The sequence below is a fragment of the Paracoccus yibinensis genome, from assembly GCF_030846195.1.
Lineage (GTDB): Bacteria > Pseudomonadota > Alphaproteobacteria > Rhodobacterales > Rhodobacteraceae > Paracoccus > Paracoccus yibinensis.
This window is the reverse complement of record NZ_JAVCWH010000006.1, coordinates 181,603-201,473: the sequence shown is the minus strand read 5'-3', so window position 1 is coordinate 201,473 and position 19,871 is coordinate 181,603. Positions and strand designations below refer to the sequence as shown.

General features: G+C 65.9%; 20 protein-coding genes. 8 read left to right on the top strand and 12 right to left on the bottom strand.

Annotated features, from left to right (window positions below; all coding sequences use genetic code 11):
- Positions 1-149 precede the first annotated feature (149 nt).
- Together RAH32_RS14550 and RAH32_RS14545 are read right to left on the bottom strand one after the other, a co-directional pair.
- Positions 150-1,157, bottom strand: a complete 1,008-nt coding sequence (locus tag RAH32_RS14550; protein WP_306608665.1) for an SCO family protein — start codon at positions 1,155-1,157, stop codon at positions 150-152.
- A 173-nt stretch (positions 1,158-1,330) separates the two neighbouring features.
- Positions 1,331-3,337, bottom strand: coding sequence for a multicopper oxidase family protein (locus RAH32_RS14545; protein ID WP_306608664.1), 2,007 nt, complete (start codon positions 3,335-3,337; stop codon positions 1,331-1,333).
- 553 nt (positions 3,338-3,890) lie between these two features.
- Between RAH32_RS14545 and RAH32_RS14540 the strand changes: the two genes are divergently transcribed.
- Both RAH32_RS14540 and RAH32_RS14535 read left to right on the top strand, forming a co-directional pair.
- Positions 3,891-4,346, top strand: a complete 456-nt coding sequence (locus RAH32_RS14540; RefSeq protein WP_306608663.1) for a hypothetical protein — start codon at positions 3,891-3,893, stop codon at positions 4,344-4,346.
- Positions 4,347-4,516: 170 nt separating this feature from the next.
- On the top strand, positions 4,517-5,113 hold the full coding sequence (locus RAH32_RS14535) for a type II secretion system protein N (RefSeq protein ID WP_306608662.1): 597 nt from the start codon (positions 4,517-4,519) through the stop codon (positions 5,111-5,113).
- Between the two features lie 65 nt (positions 5,114-5,178).
- Here RAH32_RS14535 and RAH32_RS14530 read toward each other — a convergent pair whose 3' ends face one another.
- The 4 genes from RAH32_RS14530 to RAH32_RS14515 form a co-directional block, all read right to left on the bottom strand.
- Positions 5,179-5,640, bottom strand: coding sequence for a prepilin peptidase (locus tag RAH32_RS14530; protein WP_306608670.1), 462 nt, complete (start codon positions 5,638-5,640; stop codon positions 5,179-5,181).
- A 102-nt stretch (positions 5,641-5,742) separates the two neighbouring features.
- Positions 5,743-6,603: a type II secretion system minor pseudopilin gene (locus tag RAH32_RS14525; RefSeq protein WP_306608661.1), complete on the bottom strand. Its 861-nt coding sequence runs from the start codon at positions 6,601-6,603 to the stop codon at positions 5,743-5,745.
- Positions 6,603-7,202, bottom strand: a complete 600-nt coding sequence (locus tag RAH32_RS14520) for a type II secretion system protein GspJ (protein WP_306608660.1) — start codon at positions 7,200-7,202, stop codon at positions 6,603-6,605. Before RAH32_RS14520 ends, RAH32_RS14525 begins: the two co-directional genes overlap by 1 nt.
- Positions 7,189-8,262: a penicillin-binding protein activator gene (locus RAH32_RS14515; protein WP_306608659.1), complete on the bottom strand. Its 1,074-nt coding sequence runs from the start codon at positions 8,260-8,262 to the stop codon at positions 7,189-7,191. Before RAH32_RS14515 ends, RAH32_RS14520 begins: the two co-directional genes overlap by 14 nt.
- Positions 8,263-8,375: 113 nt before the next feature.
- On the opposite strand from RAH32_RS14515, the gene RAH32_RS14510 reads away from it, so the two are divergent.
- Positions 8,376-9,002: a hypothetical protein gene (locus RAH32_RS14510; RefSeq protein ID WP_306608658.1), complete on the top strand. Its 627-nt coding sequence runs from the start codon at positions 8,376-8,378 to the stop codon at positions 9,000-9,002.
- A 6-nt stretch (positions 9,003-9,008) separates the two neighbouring features.
- Here the strand turns inward: RAH32_RS14510 and RAH32_RS14505 are convergent, their stop codons facing one another.
- The 4 genes from RAH32_RS14505 to gspL are packed head-to-tail and all read right to left on the bottom strand — an operon-like array spanning position 9,009 to position 13,296.
- Positions 9,009-10,247, bottom strand: a complete 1,239-nt coding sequence (locus tag RAH32_RS14505; RefSeq protein ID WP_306608657.1) for a type II secretion system F family protein — start codon at positions 10,245-10,247, stop codon at positions 9,009-9,011.
- Between the two features lie 3 nt (positions 10,248-10,250).
- Positions 10,251-11,723 (bottom strand): GspE/PulE family protein, encoded by a 1,473-nt coding sequence (locus RAH32_RS14500; protein WP_306608656.1) that lies wholly within the window; start codon positions 11,721-11,723, stop codon positions 10,251-10,253.
- A gap of 2 nt (positions 11,724-11,725) precedes the next feature.
- Positions 11,726-12,196: a type II secretion system protein M gene (locus RAH32_RS14495; RefSeq protein WP_306608655.1), complete on the bottom strand. Its 471-nt coding sequence runs from the start codon at positions 12,194-12,196 to the stop codon at positions 11,726-11,728.
- Entirely contained in the window at positions 12,193-13,296 is a 1,104-nt protein-coding gene (gene gspL / locus RAH32_RS14490; protein WP_306608654.1) for a type II secretion system protein GspL, read from the bottom strand. Before gspL ends, RAH32_RS14495 begins: the two co-directional genes overlap by 4 nt.
- Positions 13,297-13,418: 122 nt before the next feature.
- Between gspL and gspG the strand changes: the two genes are divergently transcribed.
- From gspG to gspD, 5 genes are read left to right on the top strand one after another with little or no spacing between them, the layout of a single operon-like run.
- Positions 13,419-13,940 (top strand): type II secretion system major pseudopilin GspG, encoded by a 522-nt coding sequence (gene gspG, locus RAH32_RS14485; protein ID WP_373429716.1) that lies wholly within the window; start codon positions 13,419-13,421, stop codon positions 13,938-13,940.
- The gene (locus RAH32_RS14480) at positions 13,937-14,434 is read left to right on the top strand and encodes a pilus assembly FimT family protein (RefSeq protein WP_306608653.1); all 498 of its coding nucleotides are present in this window, start codon (positions 13,937-13,939) and stop codon (positions 14,432-14,434) included. The genes gspG and RAH32_RS14480 overlap by 4 nt, the downstream gene beginning before the upstream one ends.
- Positions 14,431-14,793: a type II secretion system minor pseudopilin GspI gene (gene gspI / locus RAH32_RS14475; protein ID WP_306608652.1), complete on the top strand. Its 363-nt coding sequence runs from the start codon at positions 14,431-14,433 to the stop codon at positions 14,791-14,793. The genes RAH32_RS14480 and gspI overlap by 4 nt, the downstream gene beginning before the upstream one ends.
- The gene (locus tag RAH32_RS14470) at positions 14,790-15,668 is read left to right on the top strand and encodes a type II secretion system protein N (protein ID WP_306608651.1); all 879 of its coding nucleotides are present in this window, start codon (positions 14,790-14,792) and stop codon (positions 15,666-15,668) included. Before gspI ends, RAH32_RS14470 begins: the two co-directional genes overlap by 4 nt.
- A gap of 5 nt (positions 15,669-15,673) precedes the next feature.
- Entirely contained in the window at positions 15,674-17,866 is a 2,193-nt protein-coding gene (gene gspD / locus RAH32_RS14465; RefSeq protein WP_306608650.1) for a type II secretion system secretin GspD, read from the top strand.
- Between the two features lie 112 nt (positions 17,867-17,978).
- Here the strand turns inward: gspD and RAH32_RS14460 are convergent, their stop codons facing one another.
- Together RAH32_RS14460 and RAH32_RS14455 are read right to left on the bottom strand one after the other, a co-directional pair.
- Complete coding sequence (locus RAH32_RS14460) at positions 17,979-19,004, bottom strand: SIS domain-containing protein (RefSeq protein WP_306608649.1); 1,026 nt, start codon at positions 19,002-19,004, stop codon at positions 17,979-17,981.
- Positions 19,001-19,771, bottom strand: a complete 771-nt coding sequence (locus RAH32_RS14455) for a GntR family transcriptional regulator (protein ID WP_306608648.1) — start codon at positions 19,769-19,771, stop codon at positions 19,001-19,003. Before RAH32_RS14455 ends, RAH32_RS14460 begins: the two co-directional genes overlap by 4 nt.
- Positions 19,772-19,871: the final 100 nt, after the last annotated feature.

Here is a 19,871-nt window from a genome sequence, read left to right as displayed (position 1 = left end):
CCACGGCCCCGGCCTGCTGGCCGACGGGTTGCGCAACATCCGAGACGCAAACACAACCGTCGAAGACGTCGCCCGCGTCTTCCAGGAGGAATGAGGCGGCAGGTTACCCCTGGCCCCCTCACTTTTGACCGACGGGTATCTGGATTCCTTCAGTGGGAATGGTCGTGCTGCCCATCCGCATGGGTGTGGCCGGAATGATCGTGACCGGAATGACCCGCATGGTCATGGGGCGATGCCTCGGCGACCTCTTGCGGCTGGCCCAACAACTCCGTCTGGACGGTCAGGTAGTGGATCAGGTCCTCGACATCGGTGTCGTTGAGTTGCAGGTTCGGCATGCGGACGGCCGGAAATGCACTGTCGAGTTCCACTGCCACCGGATCCTTCCGGGCAAGCATCCGGGCAGGGTCCATGAGATAGGCTTTCAGCCATTCCCGATCCCTGCGCAATGTCACGCCGGACAGGTCGGGTCCGACGCGGATGCCTTCGCCGACGGTGTGACATGCCGCGCAGGCGCCGAGAAACAGCCCTTCTCCAAGCGTGTCCTTGATGACCAGTTGCCCTGGGGGGATCGCCGCCATGGAAGCTATGGCGGGTGGCCGCGACCAGGCGGGATCCAGCGAAAGGATCTCCTCGGTCAGGACGACAAGGCTGCCCATCAGCGAAGCGCGACGCCATTCCCCCGTTGCAGCATTGCCGATGACCATGTCAGAGCGATGCTGGCTCAGGCTTTCGCTGCGCTCTCCCATCTTGAAGCGGACGATGTCCACGTTCTCGGGGCTGCCTGTCAGGAACATCCAGCCGTCAGGGGCGTCGAACGCGTCGGCATAATCCCTGAGCCGCTGCGGCGTGTCGGTTTCGGGGTCGAGCGAGATCGAATAGACGAAGATGTCCTTGCCGATCCTTTCGCCAAGCCAATCGGCGACCTGGGCCATTCGCGCCGTCGATAACCCGCAGATGTCCGGGCAATCGGTATAGACGAAGTTCACGACCACGATCTTGTCGCGCAAAAGGTCGTCCCAGAAACGAAGCGGCACGCCATCCTGGTTTACCAGTTCCACATTCGGAAAGTAGGACTCGTCCCATTCCGCTTGGGCAGGGCCGATTGCGGTCGCCGACAATGTCGCGGCGCAGGCCAAGGCAAGCAGATGGCGGCGCATCTGACCGACATGGTTCCAAACGGATCGACCTGTGACTGGCATGACATGTTCCTTCAAGCGGCCAGCGACTGAAACCTCGCGCTGTTGTCCTGTATCGAGAAGGCAGCCGGACCGCCGTCTGACACGGGTGGCGGTCCGGCTGTCTTGTCGGCGCATCGGGGCACGCGCCCGGCCTAGATCCGGCCGCTTGGAAACGGACGGAAGGATCGGGAGAAGGGGTTCCCCTCTGGCAGGATTTCAGGCGTCACATATGTGACCCCGTTCGGCGACGGGTTGGGCGTCGGGATGATCGACCGGTGGGTCTGGGAAACCTTGTCGTTCTTCTGGTCGGTCAGGATGTCATAGCGCATCACCATGGCCCAGTCCTCGTGGACGGTATTGTGGCAATGTGTCACATAGGCGCCGCCGAACTCGCCAAAGCGCACCTGGATCTTGAGCTTGCCGTTCACCCCAAGCCGCCAGACATCCTTGCGCGAGTTCCGTTCCAGGGCGGTCAGGGCCTTGCTGCCCCGGCTGATGGTCCTGCCCTCCTCGAAATGCAGGTGCATCGGGTGATCCCATCCGCCGCCGGCATTGATGATGGTCCAATGCTCCACCTCTCCGGGCCGGGGGATCAGCATCGAAATCCGGTTGGCGTTCAGGAAATGGTTCGATTCGCCGTTGATCTTCAGCGTATAGCCGAACCGTTCCTTGTCGCCGCAATCGGGGAAGCATTCGCCCGTCAGCTTGTCGAGTTCTCCGTCCGCGCCCTTGAACTCGATGACACGTTCGCGGACCGGCTGCTGGATCGGGATGACATCCGTCAGTTTCGCCGGAACGACGCTGCGGTCGATGTCCGAGGCCCGGTGGATCTTGCCGGGCGCGTCCACGCTTTCGACCTGTCCCACGACGCGGAACTGCATCACGTCCCCGATGGCCGGGTCATTCGACTTGCGCGCCAGCGTATCGGCAAGGCTGAGCTGTTCCTTGGGTCGGTTGCCGTCCTCGTGTTCGAGCATGTTGATCATGCGCAGCCTGCTGGAGATCGGGAAGGCCGAGAAGTCCACGATGACGTCGAACCGCTCGCCCACGCTCTGCCAATCCAGCGACGTCACCGTGACCGGGGCGGGAAGGAAGTTGCCATCCGTGGCGATCACGGTCATCGGCACCAGCTTGTTCGCGCCGTTGACCAGGGCGAACTTCCAGAACCGCGACATGCTGGCCGCCAGGATCCGGAACCTGTACTTGCGGGGCAGAACCTCGAAGAACGGCTTGTAGGTGAAGTTCACCAGAACTTGGTCGGCAATGAACCCGATGGTGTTGAAGATGTCGAACTGGTACTGACCGTCCTGGTCAAGCGCCGCATCCGACACGACAAGGTTCACGTCGAAATCGACATTCCCCCAGTCCAGTTCCGTGCCGCTCGGCAGGCGCAGGTTCACGCCGTCGTTGATCACCTCGTTCCCGCGATCCGGCCCGCTATAGTAGTTCAGGGCGCCCAGATGTCCCTTGTAGACGTTTTCGGCGGTGTAGAAGAAACGGTGGTCATGGAACCACATCGACCCCTGCAACTCGCGATAGTCGCCGGCCACGTTCAACAGGCCGCCATTGCCGTCCGGTCCTGACGCCCTGTTGTCTGACGCCGAAGTGTTGGTCATGTCGGCCCGGGCCAGACAGGTCGTCCAGTGGTAATCGTAGAACTGTCCCGGGTAATGATGGGCATTCGAAGCGCCATCGCTGCCGGACGCATTATGTCCATTATGATTATGTGTCGCCTGGCTGTTCGACCCGAAGCCGCCATTGTCCTTCGGGTTCATGGGAAGCATGTTATAGCTTCTGACTATCGCAGGCTCTCCATAGCGCATCTTGATCAGCGGCGGCGGAAGCAGCGATTGTCCGGTTCTTCCCTCGCCGAAGGACCAGACCTTGTTTTCCTCCTGCTCGGGGAAGTTGTCGTGGAACGATATGTTGCTTCGGACCGGCGCAAGCGACATTATGTATGCCACCTTGGGCAGGAACTCGTCCCACCGCTGGTGCGCAAAGTATTCTCCGGGCGGGCGGCCCTCCAGCGGCCCATAGTCGTTCCACGGATTGGTATTCATTTCACCGCCGCTTTCGGTGAATTCCGTGTGATAGGACAACCGGCGAGCCGGCAATTCGCCGCCGGACGGGAAATCCAGAACCGTTTCGCCGTTTTCCATTCGTGGCGTCAACGGCAAAGGGGTCTGCACGTTCAGCCGCCTCAACGGTTGCGTGAAAGGCTGGGCGCCGAAAAGGGGGCTTCTGGGAATACCCGTCGGCAAGGTGGCGGCATAGGCACTGGGCGCATAGGGGCTGAGGCCGTTTATGCAAGCCAACGCTCCCCCTGCCGTGAATATGCCCCACTTGAACAGTTCCCGCCGGGACACCTGCCCCGTCGAAAGAGCCTGGACGATTTCGATCCTGTTCTTTCGGGCGGCCTCCGCTTCGCGTATCCTGGCCCGAGACGCATCTTCAGGTAGAAAAAACATAACCATCCCCGAACTAATCATCACAAAGCGCGTTACCCAAAGTTACAGGCGAGTTTCACGCATTTTGGTAGTTTTTTTTCAACCAGGCTGTAGCAGGACGCCGCAGCGGCAGTATCGTCCAGGTTGTGATTATGTTGGGTTCCGGGCGTTTTTCAGAAAAAGCAAGAATATTTGTTATGAAGCAATACCCGGGTTTTGCTCGAAAATTATTTTAGGCGGGGAATCGTGTAGAAAATGAGCAGACTTGAATAACTATCTTGAGTTGCAATTCCATCTGCGCAGGTATGAAGAATCCCGGCGAGAACAAAAAAACGTCGAACTAGAATACTTCTGTCAGCCGCCTCGCCGTGCTCCAATCAGGCAGAAAAATGCCCATTTTTTATGCAGGCAAGGATTTGCCGATCTTGGCGCCGTCGTTAAACGCTTCTTCAATCCTTTTTTGTATGTCCTTTTTCAGCGAATCACTTGGCTGCTTCGAGACTGTCGAAAGGTTGAATCGGCAGCAGGTGTTGGGTTTTCCTGTCAGGAAAATCAGCCTGAGCATAGTGCATTACTGTTCAAGCTGAGGTGGAACCCAGTCTGGCAAAGGCCGACTGAGCGATTTGAACAGGGTGGGAACACGCCATCACCAGCCCAAGAACCATATCTAAATCGCCGGCTAGGCAAAGTTCCGCTTGGATTTCATGTCTTTATCACCTGAACTGAGGCTGCACGCCCAGGTTGTAATGGCCTCATGAGGGGAAAACGACAAAACGGCCCCTTCTGGCCAACCCTGCCATTCTGTTATCCTTGGGTCCTGGGCTGGGTCGAGAGGTTATGGAGCGATGGCGCGGGCACTTTTCAAACGGCGCCTTGTCTGGAAAGTCTGATATGGTGTCGAAGGCTCGGCATGACTGGATCATATGGATCGCCGTGGCCGCGATGATTGTTTCGCTTGGCCTTCATGCCGGTCGCGTGGTCCGGCTGTTGGCGGAGCGGGAGCCAGGGCCGGTGGTCCAGCGCGACCAGGCGGAGGTGGTGGAGCCACGCATCGACCTGGACAGCATTCTTGCCCTGATGCCCTTCGGACAGCCGATCGGCGGCCAGACATCATCCACCGTGCCGGCAGCGGATCTTCGCCTTACGCTGCACGGCGTGGTGCGCGCCGATCCGGTATCCCGGTCCAGCGCAATCCTTTCCGTCGGAAAGGAGCCGGCACGAAGCTTTGTCGTCGGCGACGAACTTGCGGGTGGCCGGCGACTGGTCGAGATCCGAAGCGATCATGTCCTGCTGGAAGCGGGTGATCAGAAAGAAATACTCTCGCTGACTGACACCCGTCCGCCGGCCCTGGCCGGATCGGACAGAGTGGCGCGCAGCGCCGGGGCGACCGGCGATCTCGACGCCATGCGCCAGGCCATCTTCGACCAGGTCAACGGTCAGGGCGATGCCGCACCGGTCGCGTCGTCCAGTGATGGGGTCTTGAACTGATGCCCGTCATCCTGCACCCCCGACGCGCCGCGACATCCGCAGCGACCGCAAAGGAATGCCCCTGATCATCGCGCGGTCAGTATCCAAAGGCTGAAGAACGCCAAGGCCAGCCAGGGACCGAAGGCCAGCGACCGATCCGCTGCACGAGCCGGCCAAAGCCGTCCCGCAACCGCCATTTGCGCCAACCCCCCAAGCGCCGCGATCAGGACGACGGCGGGCAGCATTTGCCACCCCAGCCATGCGCCTGCCGCCGCCAGCAGTTTGGCGTCCCCCAGGCCCAATCCTTCCTGGCCGCGCATCCTGAAGAAGGCCGCGCCGATTGCCGCGAAAACCAGATAACCCGAAGCGGCTCCGATGATGCTGTCGGTCAGAACAGTCGGTGCTGCCCCCCGCTGCACTGCCCACGCAGCCTGGATCAGACCGGCACACATGAGCGAAAGCGACAGAAGATCTGGGATTCTCCGGGTCCGAATGTCGATCACGGAAATGGCGACCAATGCCGCGAAAAGGCCCATCCCCGTGATCATCAAGCCTTGTCATCCATGTTGGGCAAGCGCGTTACCGGACGCCGTTCCGCTGCCTTGCGACCCTTGTCACAAACGGCCAGCCGCGTTTCATGTCAACCGCGTTCACGGGCCTTGGACACTGCCGCGGAACGGTGTTTCGCGGGCAACGACCCCCACATGCCTCTGCCCGTCCGCACTGGCACTGCGCTGGATCAGCGAACTGACCTGCTGGGTTGTCGTGCCGACCCGAACGGTGGCAATCGCCCGGAACCAGGCAGAGGTGAAGCCGATCCCCGGTGGCGGGATCATCTGCGCCCTTTCGACATCCTGGGGGGCAAGGCTGCCATTGCGGGCGCGGATCGCGACCAGAGAGGCCGTCTGCGCCAGATTGCCGGTCAGGACGCCGATGACCTCCTCGGACGCGGTGTTCAGGTTCACGTCGGTGGACCTGGGCAGGACCGTCAGGAACGGCCGCAGCGCCACCAGTTCGGCAGGTGACAGACCGGCGTCCGCAATCAGGTCGTCCAGCCTCTCCAGTGGCTTGCGCTGCGCCAGGCGCGCCCGGATGCGATCCGTCACATCGGCGGGCAGGTCAAGCGCCTCGCCGATCCGCCGCAGGGTCTGGGCGCCCTGTGCGCCCCGCATCGCCTCGCTGTTCAGGTTGATGCGCGACTGGGCATCCTCGACGACCAGGGCGAAGCTGCCCCCTGCGATGCTGACCGGCTGTTGCGCGATCTGCGCCCATCCTTCGGTCAGATTGTCCGATCCGGGCGCCTCGGCCATGTCGCGGGACAGGGCGCTGATCAGGCTGGCTTCGGCGGCCGCGATCAGCGCCTGCGCCTGTCCCGCCTCGCTATAACGCTGGCTGCGCGCGATCGAAAGTTCGGACAGGCTGATCATCGCGTAAAGCACGGTCGAGGCCAGGGCCAGCGTGACAAGCACGTTGATCAGCACCACGCCAGATTGCGTGTCGCGGCGCCCCATCAGCGCGGTTCGGATGGCAAGGTGGCCACCCGGCGCAACTGCTGCGCATCCTCCAGCAGAATGACGGCCGAAATCGCCACCGGGTTGGATGGGCGCTCTGCCTGGGCCGAGCCTTGGCCAAGGGGTGGCCATTCATCCACCCAGCCCAGGTCTGCGTCATAGAATTGCCAGGCGATGTCCGTCACGCCATCCAGCAGCGGCTGGCGGGCCACCGGCTGGCCTGCGGCGTCGCTTACGTCGCGCAGCAGGATGCTGTCCCGAAGCCGATAAGTCAGGGCGATCCGGCCCGCCCCTGTCTCGGCGGCGCTGCGCTCCAGCGACAGGACCGGACCCCGGTCGCCTGTCTCATAGGTCACGGTGGCGGGGCGGGCCTGGGAAAAATCCGTGGTCAGCAGATACATCCCGCGCTGAATCCGGGCCAGCCGTTCAAGCCGGCCCTCGGTGGCCGATTGCGTGCGCAGGATCTGGTCCAGCACACCGAACCCTGCGGCGCCGATCAAGGCGAACAGGACAAGGGCCACCAGCATCTCGACCAGCGTGACGCCCGCCGTGGCAGAGCGTATCCGACCGGACCGGCGGCCGGGCTCAGGCCCCGGCAATCTCGGCCAGGGGTTCAATGCCGCCTCCCGAGATGCCAAGCACCGTCAGGTCACGCTGGCAGCGGCCGTCCTCGAGGAAGCGGAAATTGCCCAGGACCCCGGTAAAGCCTGCCTTTCGCAGCAACCCCTGGCGGTTCAGTTCGCCCGCATTTCCCATCCCGATGGCGATCAGGGCCGCATCGTGACCCAGGGCCGCAATGATGCCCGGCGCCTCGCCGAAGGATGCCTGGAACCGGTCCGAGAAAGGCTGGAACAGGTCAGGAGGGGCCGCGGCGAACCAGGCACCTGCAAGGTTGGGATCGGCTGCGGCATCCGCCACGCCCCATTGAACCGAGCCCATCACCTGCATCCCGCTGCCCTGGAGGCTGCGCGCGAAGGCGGTCAGCGTGGTGCCGCCATCCGGCAGGTAGACCGCCTGCGGCAGGGTTCCGCCGCTGGCGTTCCGAATGGCGCCCACCAGCCCCTCGGCTGCGGGGTCGCGCAGCAGCGTGGCCGTCAGGGTGATCCCGCCCGCTTGCGCGATGCCCCGCGCCGCCGCAATCGAGGCCGTGCCCAGCGGAGAGTCCCGCGCCACGACGGCGATCCGGGTCAGGCCCTGCGCGCGGGCATAGCTGAACATCGTGGCGACGGACTGGGCAGGCGTCACGCCCATCACGAAGGCGCCCTGGGCACCCAGCCGGTCGTCGTTCGAGAAGGTCACCACCGGCACCCTGCCCGCGACCTCCAGGACGGCGGGCGTCTGGTCGGCGCGCAACGGACCCATCAGCATCCGTGCGCCGCCTGCAATCGCCTGGCGCGCGGCGGCGGCGGCCCCTTCCACGGTATCGGCCGTATCGAGAACCGCCGGGGCGGCGGAAGGATCAAGACCCTGCGTGACAAGCGAGGCAGCGCGGGCCATATTCTGACCGACGGCCGCCTGCGAACCGGACAGCGGCAGCAGCAGCGCCGCGTTGCGCCCGCCGGCCCCCGATCCGGGACGCGGGAGGAGCGAGCCTCCTCCGCAAGCCGCCAGCGGTGCCACCAGGGGAAGCGACCAGGATGCCAGAAGCGATCGACACAATGTCCTCCGGCTCATCGCGCCTGCGAATCCTGGCTTTGTCGTCATTGGTGGCCCTCCTCGGAATAGCCGCACTGGCGATCGGTCTTCTTTGGTATATGCCAGCACGGATCTTCATGCATCAGGCAAATCCTGCTTTGGACGCAGCGATGGTCTCGGGTCGCGTTGTCCATGGCGCGGCGCACTTGCCGCATGGCTACCGGATCGTCTGGCGGCTCAACGGCTGGCGCAGCCTGCTGGCCCTGTCCCCGACCTTCGATGTCACCGGGACAGGGGCAGGCGTGGATCTGTCCGGCCGGGTTTCGATCTTGCCCGGCCGATACGCCTTGCGCGACGCAAGGGGAACGCTGTCCTGGGCCGTCGTGCCGCTGCTGGTGCGTGATCCCGGGATGACCTGCGACCTGACCGCCAGCGTCGATGAGCTGTCGCTCAGCCAGAACGGCCGGACACGGCGCGCATGGGGTGCGGTGCGCAGCAGTCCGGGAACCTGCGCCCGCGCCGGAGATATGGTCGCCGGCATTCCCATGCCCGCCCTTGTCGCCCAGCTGACCACGACGGAAGATGGCATAAAGGCAGCTCTGGCGGCACAGGATGCCCCCGACACCGCATTGGCGACGGCCACGCTGACCGACCAGGACCGGCTGATCCTGCAACTGCATGCGGCGGGCGCGCGGCTGGTGCCGGGCGTATCCGCCAGTTCCGAACACGAGATCGAGCTGCCCCTGTCCGCGCTGATGCGGTGATCAAGATCACATTCCGGCCAGATTGTTCATGGACACGATCGGCAACAGGATTGCCAAGACCATGATCATCACGACCCCCCCCATGACCAGCAGGATCGCAGGCTCGACCAGGGCTACAAGCGCGCGCACCCAGGCGTCCAGGTCACGTTGCTGGTCGGTCGCAGCCCGGTCCAGCGCATCGCCAAGGTGGCCGCCGGCTTCGCCGCTGGCGACCATGGCGATCAGCATGGCGGGAAATACCCCGGCCTCCTCCATTGCGCGCTTGAGGCTGCTGCCCCGCCGCACCTTTTCCGTCGCATCGGCGACGCGCGCGCGCACGAACAGGTTCTGCGTGACATCGGATGCGGCCTGCAAGGCTTCGATCAACGGCACGCGGCTTTGCACCAGGGTGGCCAGCGTGCCCGCGAACTGGGCCGAATTCATGCGCTGCACCACCCGCGCGGTCGGCCGCCAGGTCGCAAGCATCCGATGCCATTGCAGCCGGTTCTCGCCCGTTGCCAGCCAACGGCGAAATCCCGCGATGCCAAGCACCGTCACCCCCAGCACAATCGCCCCGTAATCGCGGACCAGATCCGACCCCGCAATCAGCGCCCGTGTCAGGAAGGGCAGGTCGGCGCCGCGTGCGCTGAACACCCGCATGATGTCGGGGATCACGAAGACCATCAGCATGACGATGATGGTCAGGCTGACAACGGCCAGCAGCATCGGATAAAGCAGTGCCAACTGGACGGTCTGGCGGTTGCGGGCGCGGTTCTCGACGAAGCTGGCCAGATGGGACATCACCTGGTCCAGCTGGCCCGATTGCTCGCCCGCCCGGACCGACGCGCGATACAGTTCGGAAAACACCTGCGGATAGTCAGCCAGCGCCGCCGCGAAGGACCTCCCCTCCAGGACCGTGCCGCGCACGGTCAGCAGGATGCCCGCGATCTTCGGCGGCTGACCAAGGGCAATGGCCGACAAGGCGTCCTCGACGCGCAGTCCCGCTGCCAGCAGGGTGGCCATCTGCCGGGTGATCAGCGTCAGAGCCGCAAGCGGGATGCGCACGGCACGGCTGCCGCGGAAGGCGGCAAAGGTCCGGTCCGCCGGCCTGCGCGCAGCTTTTTCAGGCGCCGCGTCCGCCACCTCCAGCGGCAGCAGGCCCTGGCTGCGCAGGCTCTGGCGGGCTGCGGCCGAACTGGCAGCCTCCAGCATGCCGCTTGTCACCTTGCCGCCTGCATTGATGGCCTTGAAGTGGAAGGCAGGCACGCCTCATTCCTCCTGGAAGACGCGGGCGACGTCTTCGACGGTTGTGTTTGCGTCTCGGATGTTGCGCAACCCGTCGGCCAGCAGGCCGGGGCCGTGGGTGCGGGCTGTGCGGGCCAGCTCGGCCTCGGCGGCGCCGCCGTGGATCAGCGCCTCGAGGTCGCGGGTGACGGCGATCACCTCGTAGAGGGCCAGGCGGCCCGCGTAGCCCTGGCCCTGGCAGGCCGGGCAGCCGGCGGCGCGGAACACCCGCTCGCCCACGGCCAGGCCCTCGAGCAGGGCGGCGTCCGCGGGGCCGGCCGCGTCGGGCCGCCGGCACTGGGGACACAGCCTGCGCACCAGCCGCTGGGCCACCAGGCCCACCAGCATGGGCGCCAGCAGGAAGCGCTCGACCCCCAGGTCGATCAGCCGCGACACCGCGCCGATGGCGGTGTTGGTGTGCAGCGTGGACAGCACCAGATGGCCCGTCATGGCCGCCTCGGCCGCGATCTGGGCGGTGTCGCGGTCGCGGATCTCGCCCACCATGATCACGTCGGGGTCCTGGCGCAGGATGGCGCGCAGCCCGCGCGCGAAGCTCAGGTCGGTCTGCGGGTTGACCTGCACCTGGCCGATGCCGTCCAGCGAATACTCGATGGGGTCCTCGACCGTCATGATGTTGCGGGTCCGGTCGTTGAGCCGCTCGAGGGCCGCGTAAAGCGTGGTGGTCTTGCCCGAGCCGGTGGGGCCGGTCACCAGCAGCATGCCGCTGGGGCGCGCCAGCAGGCGGGCGAAGGCCGCGCTGTCGCGCGCGCTCATGCCCAGCCGGTCCAGCCCCAGCCGGGCCTGCTCGCGGTCCAGAAGCCGCAGCACCACGCGTTCGCCGAACTGCGAGGGAATGGTGGACACCCGCACGTCGATCTCGTGGGGGCCGACCCGCAGCGACACCCGGCCGTCCTGGGGCTGGCGCTTTTCGGCGATGTCGAGGCGCGCCATCACCTTGATGCGGCTGACCAGCAGGGGCGCGAGCGCGCGCCTGGGCTCCAGCACCGGGCGCAGGATGCCGTCGATGCGCAGCCGCACCACCAGGCGCTTTTCCTCGGTCTCGATGTGGATGTCCGAGGCGCGCTCGCGGATCGCCTCGAGCAGCAGCGCGTTGATCAGCCGCACCACCGGCGCATCGCCCGAGTGGTCCAGAAGATCGTCCACCACCGCCGCCCGGTCCGCAAGAACGCCAAGCCCGCCCCCTTCCCCCGCCGCATCAGACGCCGCAGCCGACGCCGAAACCGCATCGTCCCGGTAAATCTGCGACAGACGCGCGGCAAAATGGGCCGGGGTCACCTGTTCCAGCCGCACGGACCGGCCTGCCAGCCGGCGCACCTCGGCCAGGGCGCCAAGGGGGGCGGCGGGGCGGGCCAGACAGACGGGTCCCTGCGGCCCATGTTCCAGCAGGACGCCGTGCTGGCGGGCAAAGGCATAGGGCAGCCTGTCGTCAGGAGACATGCTCATCTCTCCAGCACAAGGGTCGCGTTGACCACGGCGGGGGCAGGGCGGCGGGTCATGTCCAGTTCGCTGGCGCGCAAGCCGGAATCCTCCTGCATGGCTTTCAACCAGAGGATCACGGACTGGAATGCAGCGTCTTCCAGGGTCACCCGAATGCGGTTGCCTTCGGGTTCCAGGCGGCGGATCGACAGGCCGAATTCCCGCGCCGAATCGGCAACGATGGCGTTCAGCGACCGGGGATCGGAAGGGGCGGCTGTCGCCCGGACAGGGGCGGCCTGCAGCGCCACGATGGCGCGCTCGTACAAGGCGATCTGGCGGCCAAGGGCTTCGCGACGTTCCTGGAGCGGTTGCCAGGCATAGGTAAAGGCAAGCCAGATCAGCACCGCAACGCCGCCCAGGATCAGCAGCCAGCGTTCCCGCGCCGTGGATTCCTTGAGCCACCGCCCGGCCCCCTGGCGTATCGCCGCCATCATGGTGCGCTCCTGCCCACGGTCATCTGCACCTCGGCCTTGTCCTCGGCCGTGGTGGCGGCGCCGGTTTGCACTGCAAGGCCCGCAGACAGAAGGGTGTTCTCGACATCCTGAAGCGCCTCCAGACTGGCAGCCTCGATTGCCATGACGATGCTGTCCTGCGAGGACGTGTATCGAAGCTCGCGAAGCGCAACGTCACCGGCATGATCCGATATCGCCGCGAAGATCTCGCTCGAAAGATCCAGGAACGTCCCCTGTGCGGACGGCTGCTGGGCAACCAGGGCGCGCGACACGGCGTCCGACAGGTCATCGTCCGCCGAGATGCCCGAGGCCGCCAGCAGCGTGCGCAACTGTTCGGCGCGGTCCGCCTCGATGCGGTTCAGGGCCAGAAGGTCCACCGCGGCGATCATCAGGTGCCCCAGGACAAAGGCCGAAAGGATCCCGATCGGCATCGCCCATCCCCGCGACAGGCGGAACCCCTCGGCCATGCTCAACCCGGCCCGCAGGTCGAACTGGGCCAGCACCTCGTCCGGGGCCTGAGGCAGTCTTGCTGTTTCCGTGACGGTCATGTCCTGGGGCAGCGGCCCGCCATAGGACAGGATCGGCGGCATTCCCGCGAACTGCCAAAGCTGCGCGGTCCACATCGGATCGGCGGCAAACCCCGAGCCGTCGGGCAGCCGCACCAGAACGCGCCCGTCCTGGCCCAGCACCGCCCAACCCGTATCCGGGGCCGGCACGACAAGGGTATCCGGCACCAGGCGATGGCCTTGGGGGACAGCGATCCCCGCCAGCAGGTCGCGGCTTGCCACCCCCACCAGCCAGGACCCGGACGCCAGTTGCGGTCCCAGGGCCACATGGACTTGGTCCAGCGGCTGGGCCAAGCTGTCCTCGACGGCAAAGCCTATGGCCGCCCGGCGTTGCGCAGGGGACATGGCTGGCAACTCGACGGACAGCAGCAGGACATCCTCGCCCGGGATGAAGGTCATGTCCGAAGCCGTGGCGGACGTAGCGCCGTCCGGTCCGTGGGCCGATCGACTGGCGATCAAGGGAATGCGCATACCGGCGTGCGACGGTGCCGCGGCGGTGATGGCAGGCTCGTTCATGTCGTGCCAGCAGCCTTGCTAAGACGAGCGGATTTCTCCATTCTGGAAGTAGAACGGGAAACCCCGTCAGGTTTCAAGGAATATGACCCTGGGCCTGCCAAAACCGCGTGAAAGTCGGGTCAATGGCTTCGATGCAAAAGCTGCGCAGGTCCGTCATTCCCGGCCGGTCGGTCTTGGCTGGTCCCGGGCGGGTCAGGCGGCATTCCGACAGCGGCGTCACCCTGATCGAGATGATGGTCGTGCTGGTCATCATCGGGATCGTGGCGTCGCTGGTCGTGCCGCAGGTGATGGGGCGTCCAGACCAGGCGCGGGTCGCCGTCGCGGGCGCGGACATGCGCACGATCGCCTCGAGCCTCGAGATGTATCGCCTGGACAATCGCACCTATCCCACGACGGCGCAGGGGCTTTCCGCGCTTGCGGCACCGCCGGCCCAGGCGCCCCTGCCGGTCAACTGGGCGCCGGGAGGTTATCTTCCGCAGGTTCCCGCCGATCCCTGGGGAAACCCCTATGTTTATCAGTCGCCTGGGCAGAACGGCCCTTATGAACTGATGTCGCTTGGGGCGGACAGCGCGCCGGGCGGCGAGGGGGTCGATGCGGATATCCGCTATGGACCCGGCACCGCCTCGGCAGGCGCAGGGGGATGATTCCGCCGCGGCTGCCTGGCCGGACGGCGCGGCGTGATTGCCAGGCGGGGCTGACGCTGATCGAAACGCTGATCGTCATTGTGGTGATCGGCATCGCGACGGGCGCAGCCATGATGGGCCTGAACGGTGCCGGGCGCGGCGATCGCGCCCAAGCCGAAGCCCTGCGCCTGGCCCGGCATCTGTCGCTTGCCGTGGACGAGGCGCTTGTATCGGGAATGCCCTTGCAGTTGCTTTGGGACGAAGGCGGCTATGCCTTCGTGCAATGGCAGGGCGACGATGCGGAATGGCAGCCGGCCGCAGTGCCATTGCTGGCTGTCCGTCACGACCTTCGCAATCCGCTGCACATGACGGTTTCGGGAAACGGGGATGCCGTGATGATCGCCGCCAGCGGCAGCGGGCCTGCCCGCGCGTTCGATTTCTATGGCAGCGGATCGCCCTGGCGTGTCGAATTCGACGGCTTCAGCGCCCTGGCGGTTCCACGGGGGCCGACATGAAGCGGGGCGGCGATGCCGGCTTCACCTTGATCGAGACGCTGGTTGCGATGGCTGTTCTTGCCATGGCGGCCATGGCGCTTCTGGGCGCCACCGAGGCCCATATCCGCAACATCGCCGCGTTGGAGGCCCGGGCGGCTGCGCAATGGGCGGCGGAAAATCATCTGGCGGAACTGGTCGTCGGCGCCGCGCCGCAGGCTGGTCCCGTAGCCATGATGGGGCATTCCGTTCGCGTGACGGAAACCCGCCGCCCCACCAGCGATCCGGGCCTGGAACAGGTCGATCTTGCGGCGACGGACATGGCCGACGGGCAGGTCTATGCTCGTTTGACAGGATTCGTCCTGCGGGAGGTCCGGGAGTGATCGGCCTGGAGGCGTTCGAGGGCAGGCGCATTCCCGGCGTGCTGGGGCGGGCGGCCCTGTGGTGCGGGGCAGCACTCTGCGCCGTCAGCCTGGGTTGGGCGGCGGCCCCGGTGATCTGGCGCCTGCAGGGTGAAAGCGGGCAGATCATCCCCGTCCCGTCGGCGGCCCCGGACGAACCTGCCATGCAGGTCGATCTGGAGCCCATCCTTGCGTTCGGACCCTTCGGGCAGGACAACACGCCCGCCCCCCAGCCGCAGGCGGCGGGCGAAACCAGCCTTGGCCTTGTCCTGCTTGGGGTGACGATGGGCAATCCGGCCTCAGTGTCGCGGGCGATCATTTCCGGCGGGGACACTCCGGTCGCCAGCTATCCCATCGGGGCGCGCATCACGGCCAATGCGGATCTGGCCGAGGTGAACGCCGATCACGTCGTGCTGCGCGTCAACGGGCAGCTTGAAACGCTGTCCTTCTCGAAGCGTTCGCAGGCAGAGGCGCCAGATGCCCGCGCTGCTCGCGATGATCGCCGCGGCGCGCCTCCCGCCGTTCCAACCCGGGACGCTGCGCCCGACCCCGCCAGTCCCCTTGACGAGGCGATCGCCCGGTACGGCCAGGCCCTTGACACCGACCCGGCGGGGTTGCTGGACGGGCTTGGACTGACCTCGGTCGAGGGGGGGTATCAGGTCGGCGACAACCCCGCGCCGGAACTGGCGCAGGCCGGGTTCCTGCCCGGGGACGTCATCGTCTCGGTCAATGGCCGCCGGCTTGGCGACATTGATGCCGACAGGCAACATTTCGACGGTGTCGTCGCGTCGGGCCAGCTTCGAATCGAATTGCAGCGTGACGGGCAGGTGATTGCCATGTCATTTCTTCTGCGATGATCGCCATGCATGTGACAGCCCGATCCAGCCTGCTTTCCGCCATCTTCCTGATGGCCCTGTTTGCTTCGGGCATTTCCGCACTGGCACAGGAAGGCGCCATATCCACCCCCCAGGACAGCATAACGCCCGAACCGGACCCGGCGGTGCCCGAGCCATCGGAACCGCAGGTGCCCCCGCTGGAGGAGCAGGCCGCCCCCGATGGCTCGATCACGCCGCCGGTCGTGGCCGTGCCGCCGGCGGCGTCGGTTCCGGCGCCTGCCACGCCCTTGCCCGATACCGAGGCGACCTTTGTCATCAACCTGCGCGATGCCGATATCCGTTCGCTGTCCGAACAGGTGTCGGAAATCACCGACCGGACCCTGGTTCTCGATCCGAACGTCTCGGGGGTGGTCACCGTCATATCGGCGAATCCGCTGACCGCCTCGGGCGTGTGGGAACTGTTCCAGTCGGTCCTGGCGGTCCAGGGCTATGTCGCGCTGCCGTCGGGCAACCTGTGGCGGATCGTGCCCCAGGACACGATCCGCGAAGGCGGCACGACGCCGCAGGAAACGCCCAATCCCGGCCGCCTGGACGTGATCACCGAACTGATCCCCCTGCAGAACTTCCCGGCGACCACCGCCGTGGCGGCCCTGCGTCCCCTTGTCGCCAGCTACGGCTATATCGAGGCGGTCGTGGATACCAACACCTTGGTCATCACCGACACCGCCGAGAACGTGCGCCGGATCGAGGACATTGTCCGCACCCTTGATGTCGATAACGGGCAGCAGGTCTATTCGGTCCGTCTGCGCAACGCGGACGCCACCCAGGTGGCCGAGGCCCTGAGAGGGGCCTTGGGAACCCCGGTCGAAGGCGCGCCCGGCAACGCCCTGGTCCCCAGGATCACCGTCGATCCGCGATCCAACACGATCCTTGTGAACGCCGATCCCCAGACCTTTTCCATAGCCCGCGACATTGCCGCGAACCTGGACATACCGGGTCCGCCGGCGCCGTCGAACCTGCCTGTGACGCGGGTCTATAACCTGCGCTTCGCCGATGCGGCATCCATGGCAGAGGTTCTGCAGGGCCTGGTGGGTTCCGGCGGCATCGCCACGAACCCTGTCACCGAGGCATTGCCCGAACCCGACTTCTTCAGCGGTGAGGTCGTGGATGCCACCTTGGGTCAACTCGAGACCGTGGCGCCGATCGAACCTCTCGCCTCGCCCATCGAGGAGAACATCTCGATCCAGGCAGTCGTGGCGTCCAACGCGATCATCGTGCGTGCCCGCGAAGAGGTGCAGGCAGACCTGGCAGCCTTGATCGGTCAACTGGATCAGCGTCGTCCCCAGGTCCTGATCGAGGCCGCCATCGTCGAAGTGTCCGGCGACATCGCGGAAGCACTGGGGGTTCAGCTGGGCTTTGGCTCTGCTGCGCCACCTGCGGGATTTGCCGCCACTTCGTTCTCGCCGCAGGGACCCACGCTGCGCAACATCCTGAACCTGCTGGACGCGCCGGTCACGCCGGGGATTTCGCCGCAGGGCTTGTCGATCGGGCTGTCGCGCGAGGACCAGTTCGGCCTGCTGCTTCAGGCATTGGGAACCTCGACCAAGGCCAACCTGCTGTCCAATCCCTCGATCACCACGCTCGACAACGAGCCGGCCGAAATCGTCGTCGGCCAGAACGTGCCCTTCCGAACGGGGTCCTTCACAAGCGAAGGCAGCACCCAGAGCACCATCGAGCGGCGCGATGTCGGCATCACGATGCGCGTGGTCCCGCGCGTCAACCAGGGCGACGTGGTTCAGCTGGACATCACGCAAGAGGTGTCGTCGCTGGCGCAGGCCGCCGTGCAGGGCGCCGCCGACATCATCACGAACACCCGGGTCATCAAGACGACCGTCCTGGCGGACAACGGGGGCACCATCGTGCTGGGCGGGCTGATCTCGGACGACCGGCAGACGAACCGCACCGGCGTGCCGGGCCTCAGCCGTCTGCCGGTGGTCGGCGGCCTGTTCAGATCAACGCAGGAATCGGCGCGACGGCAGACCTTGTTCGTCTTCCTGCGGCCGACGATCCTGCGCACGCGCGGAGACGTTTCGGCCGTCTCGGGCAACCGGTTCCAGAGGCTGCGCGCCATCGAGGCCGAGAACCCCGAGCAACGCAGTCTGCTGACCGAACCCAAGCCCGTGCGCCGTCTTCCCGTCGAGATCGACGGCCTCTACTGACGCCTTCAATTCAGGACGGACTCTGTCCGGGGTGGCTGGCGTGACGGCGCGTGATGGTCACAGGGCGCATGGCCGACGCCGAAGGTTCCGGCACCGCTGGCTGTGGAAGACGCTAGATCGTTTCGGTGACCTTGCGCAGATGCGGCGGCACGTCGGGATCGAAGCCCCGCTGCCGCGCCAGCCCTTCGACGCAGGCATAGAACGACACCGCAAGCACCAGGGGCGCGACCAGCGGATGCAGACCGGGCACCGACGGCAGCGTTACCGCGCCGCCGACCTGGGCGCCGGTCAGGAAAACGTCGGCACCTTGCCTTGCCAGGCGCTCGGCCGTGGCGACAAGCTGCGGCAGCGCCGCATCCTCCACCCCCAGAAGCAGCACCGGAAAGCCCGGCTGCACGATGGCCGCGGGGCCATGCAGGACTTCGGCGGCGCTGAAGCCTTCGGCATGAAGCCCCGAGGTTTCCTTCAACTTCAGCGCAGCTTCTCCGGCGATGGCCAGGGCGGGGCCGCGTCCCAGGACATAGGCGGAACTGGCGTGCGACAGGCGGGCCGCAAGCGGGGACCAGTCGCAGTCCAGGGCCATGGCTAAAGCCTGGGGCAGATCGGCCACCGCCTTGCACAGCGTGGCATCCTGGCGCCATTCACCCAACAGCGCCAATCCCGCCAGGACGCTTGTGACAAAGGTCTTGGTGGCGGCCACGCTTTGTTCGACCCCGGCCTGCAACGGCAGAACATGGGCCGCGGCCTGGGCCAGCGGGCTGTCGGGGGCATTCGTGACGGCGATCGACAGCGCACCGCCATGGGTGGCCATGCGAAGCATCTGGACGATGTCGGGGCTTTGGCCGGATTGCGAGATGCTGATACAGGCCGCCTGCGCCAGATGCAGCGGCCGCCGGTAGATCGAGGCGATGGACGGTCCCAGAGAGGCGACCGGGATGCCTTGTTCCAGTTCGATGGCATATTTCAGATAGGTGGCGGCATGGTCCGATGACCCGCGCGCGACGGTCGTCACCACTGCGGGCTGCCGTTCCCGCAACGCCGCTGCCGCCGCCTGGACAGCGGCACGGCTGCCCCCCAGAAAGCGGCGGGCGGCGTCGGGGATTTCGGCGACTTCGCGTGCCATATGGCTTTGTGTCATGGGAACCTCCTGTCCGTGTCGGGCGCCGATTTCAGTTCCACCGCGAAATCATAGGCGTCGCCGCGATAAAGCGACCTTGTGAATTCGATCACCTGTCCCGAAGGCAGATAGGAGATGCGTTCGATCGCCAGGCCCGCGACACCTGGCGAGACATGCAGAAGAGCCGCATCTTCCTCGGTCAGATTGGTGGCGGATATGCGCTGCACGGCGCGCACCGGACGCAGGCCCTGTTCCGCCAGCACGGTATAAAGCGAGCTTTCCACGGCTTCCGGGTGTGGCAGGACATGCCGCGGCAGCGACGCCCGTTCGATCGCCAGGGGAACTCCATCGGACAGGCGCACGCGCTCCAGCCGTGCGACACCGTCGGAAGACCCGAGGCCAAGCGCCATGACTTCCTGCGGGGTGGGCGCGAAAAGGCCGCGACGGATCCAGCGGCTTTCGACCGAACGGCCGCGCCGGGCCATGTCCTCGGTGAAGGACGTCAACAGCGACAGCGCCTGTTCCAGCCGTTCCACCTTGCGCGCCACGAAGGTTCCCGAACCGCGCCGCTGCACAAGCTGTCCCAAGGCCACCAATTCCTGCACGGCGCGGCGCACCGTCACCCGTGACAAGCCGGTCAGGACCGCCATCTCTCGTTCCGGGGGCAGGCTGTCACCGGGGGCAAGCCGCCCCGAGGCGATGGCGTCGGCAATGCGGCGCTGGAATTGCAGGTAAAGCGGGCCACGGCCCGGCTCGAACCCTTCGCGGTCGAACGGGCCTTGCGTCATGGCACGCGCGCAGATCCAAGGAAAGGGTTCACGGCAAGAACCGCGCGACATCGCGTGCCATTCCCGCCTGTTCCCCGACAAAACGTCATCAGATTCTCCC

Excerpts from the sequence above, each read along its gene's own strand:
- RAH32_RS14550 (WP_306608665.1), bottom strand. The coding sequence starts at position 1,157 with ATGCGCCGCCATCTGCTTGCCTTGGCCTGCGCCGCGACATTGTCGGCG.
- RAH32_RS14545 (WP_306608664.1), bottom strand. The coding sequence starts at position 3,337 with ATGGAAAACGGCGAAACGGTTCTGGATTTCCCGTCCGGCGGCGAATTG.
- RAH32_RS14535 (WP_306608662.1), top strand. The coding sequence starts at position 4,517 with ATGGTGTCGAAGGCTCGGCATGACTGGATCATATGGATCGCCGTGGCC.
- RAH32_RS14530 (WP_306608670.1), bottom strand. The coding sequence starts at position 5,640 with ATGATCACGGGGATGGGCCTTTTCGCGGCATTGGTCGCCATTTCCGTG.
- RAH32_RS14525 (WP_306608661.1), bottom strand. The coding sequence starts at position 6,603 with ATGGGGCGCCGCGACACGCAATCTGGCGTGGTGCTGATCAACGTGCTT.
- RAH32_RS14510 (WP_306608658.1), top strand. The coding sequence starts at position 8,376 with ATGCATCAGGCAAATCCTGCTTTGGACGCAGCGATGGTCTCGGGTCGC.
- RAH32_RS14500 (WP_306608656.1), bottom strand. The coding sequence starts at position 11,723 with ATGTCTCCTGACGACAGGCTGCCCTATGCCTTTGCCCGCCAGCACGGC.
- RAH32_RS14495 (WP_306608655.1), bottom strand. The coding sequence starts at position 12,196 with ATGATGGCGGCGATACGCCAGGGGGCCGGGCGGTGGCTCAAGGAATCC.
- gspL (WP_306608654.1), bottom strand. The coding sequence starts at position 13,296 with ATGAACGAGCCTGCCATCACCGCCGCGGCACCGTCGCACGCCGGTATG.
- gspG (WP_373429716.1), top strand. The coding sequence starts at position 13,419 with ATGGCTTCGATGCAAAAGCTGCGCAGGTCCGTCATTCCCGGCCGGTCG.
- RAH32_RS14480 (WP_306608653.1), top strand. The coding sequence starts at position 13,937 with ATGATTCCGCCGCGGCTGCCTGGCCGGACGGCGCGGCGTGATTGCCAG.
- gspI (WP_306608652.1), top strand. The coding sequence starts at position 14,431 with ATGAAGCGGGGCGGCGATGCCGGCTTCACCTTGATCGAGACGCTGGTT.
- gspD (WP_306608650.1), top strand. The coding sequence starts at position 15,674 with ATGCATGTGACAGCCCGATCCAGCCTGCTTTCCGCCATCTTCCTGATG.
- RAH32_RS14460 (WP_306608649.1), bottom strand. The coding sequence starts at position 19,004 with ATGACACAAAGCCATATGGCACGCGAAGTCGCCGAAATCCCCGACGCC.
- RAH32_RS14455 (WP_306608648.1), bottom strand. The coding sequence starts at position 19,771 with ATGACGCAAGGCCCGTTCGACCGCGAAGGGTTCGAGCCGGGCCGTGGC.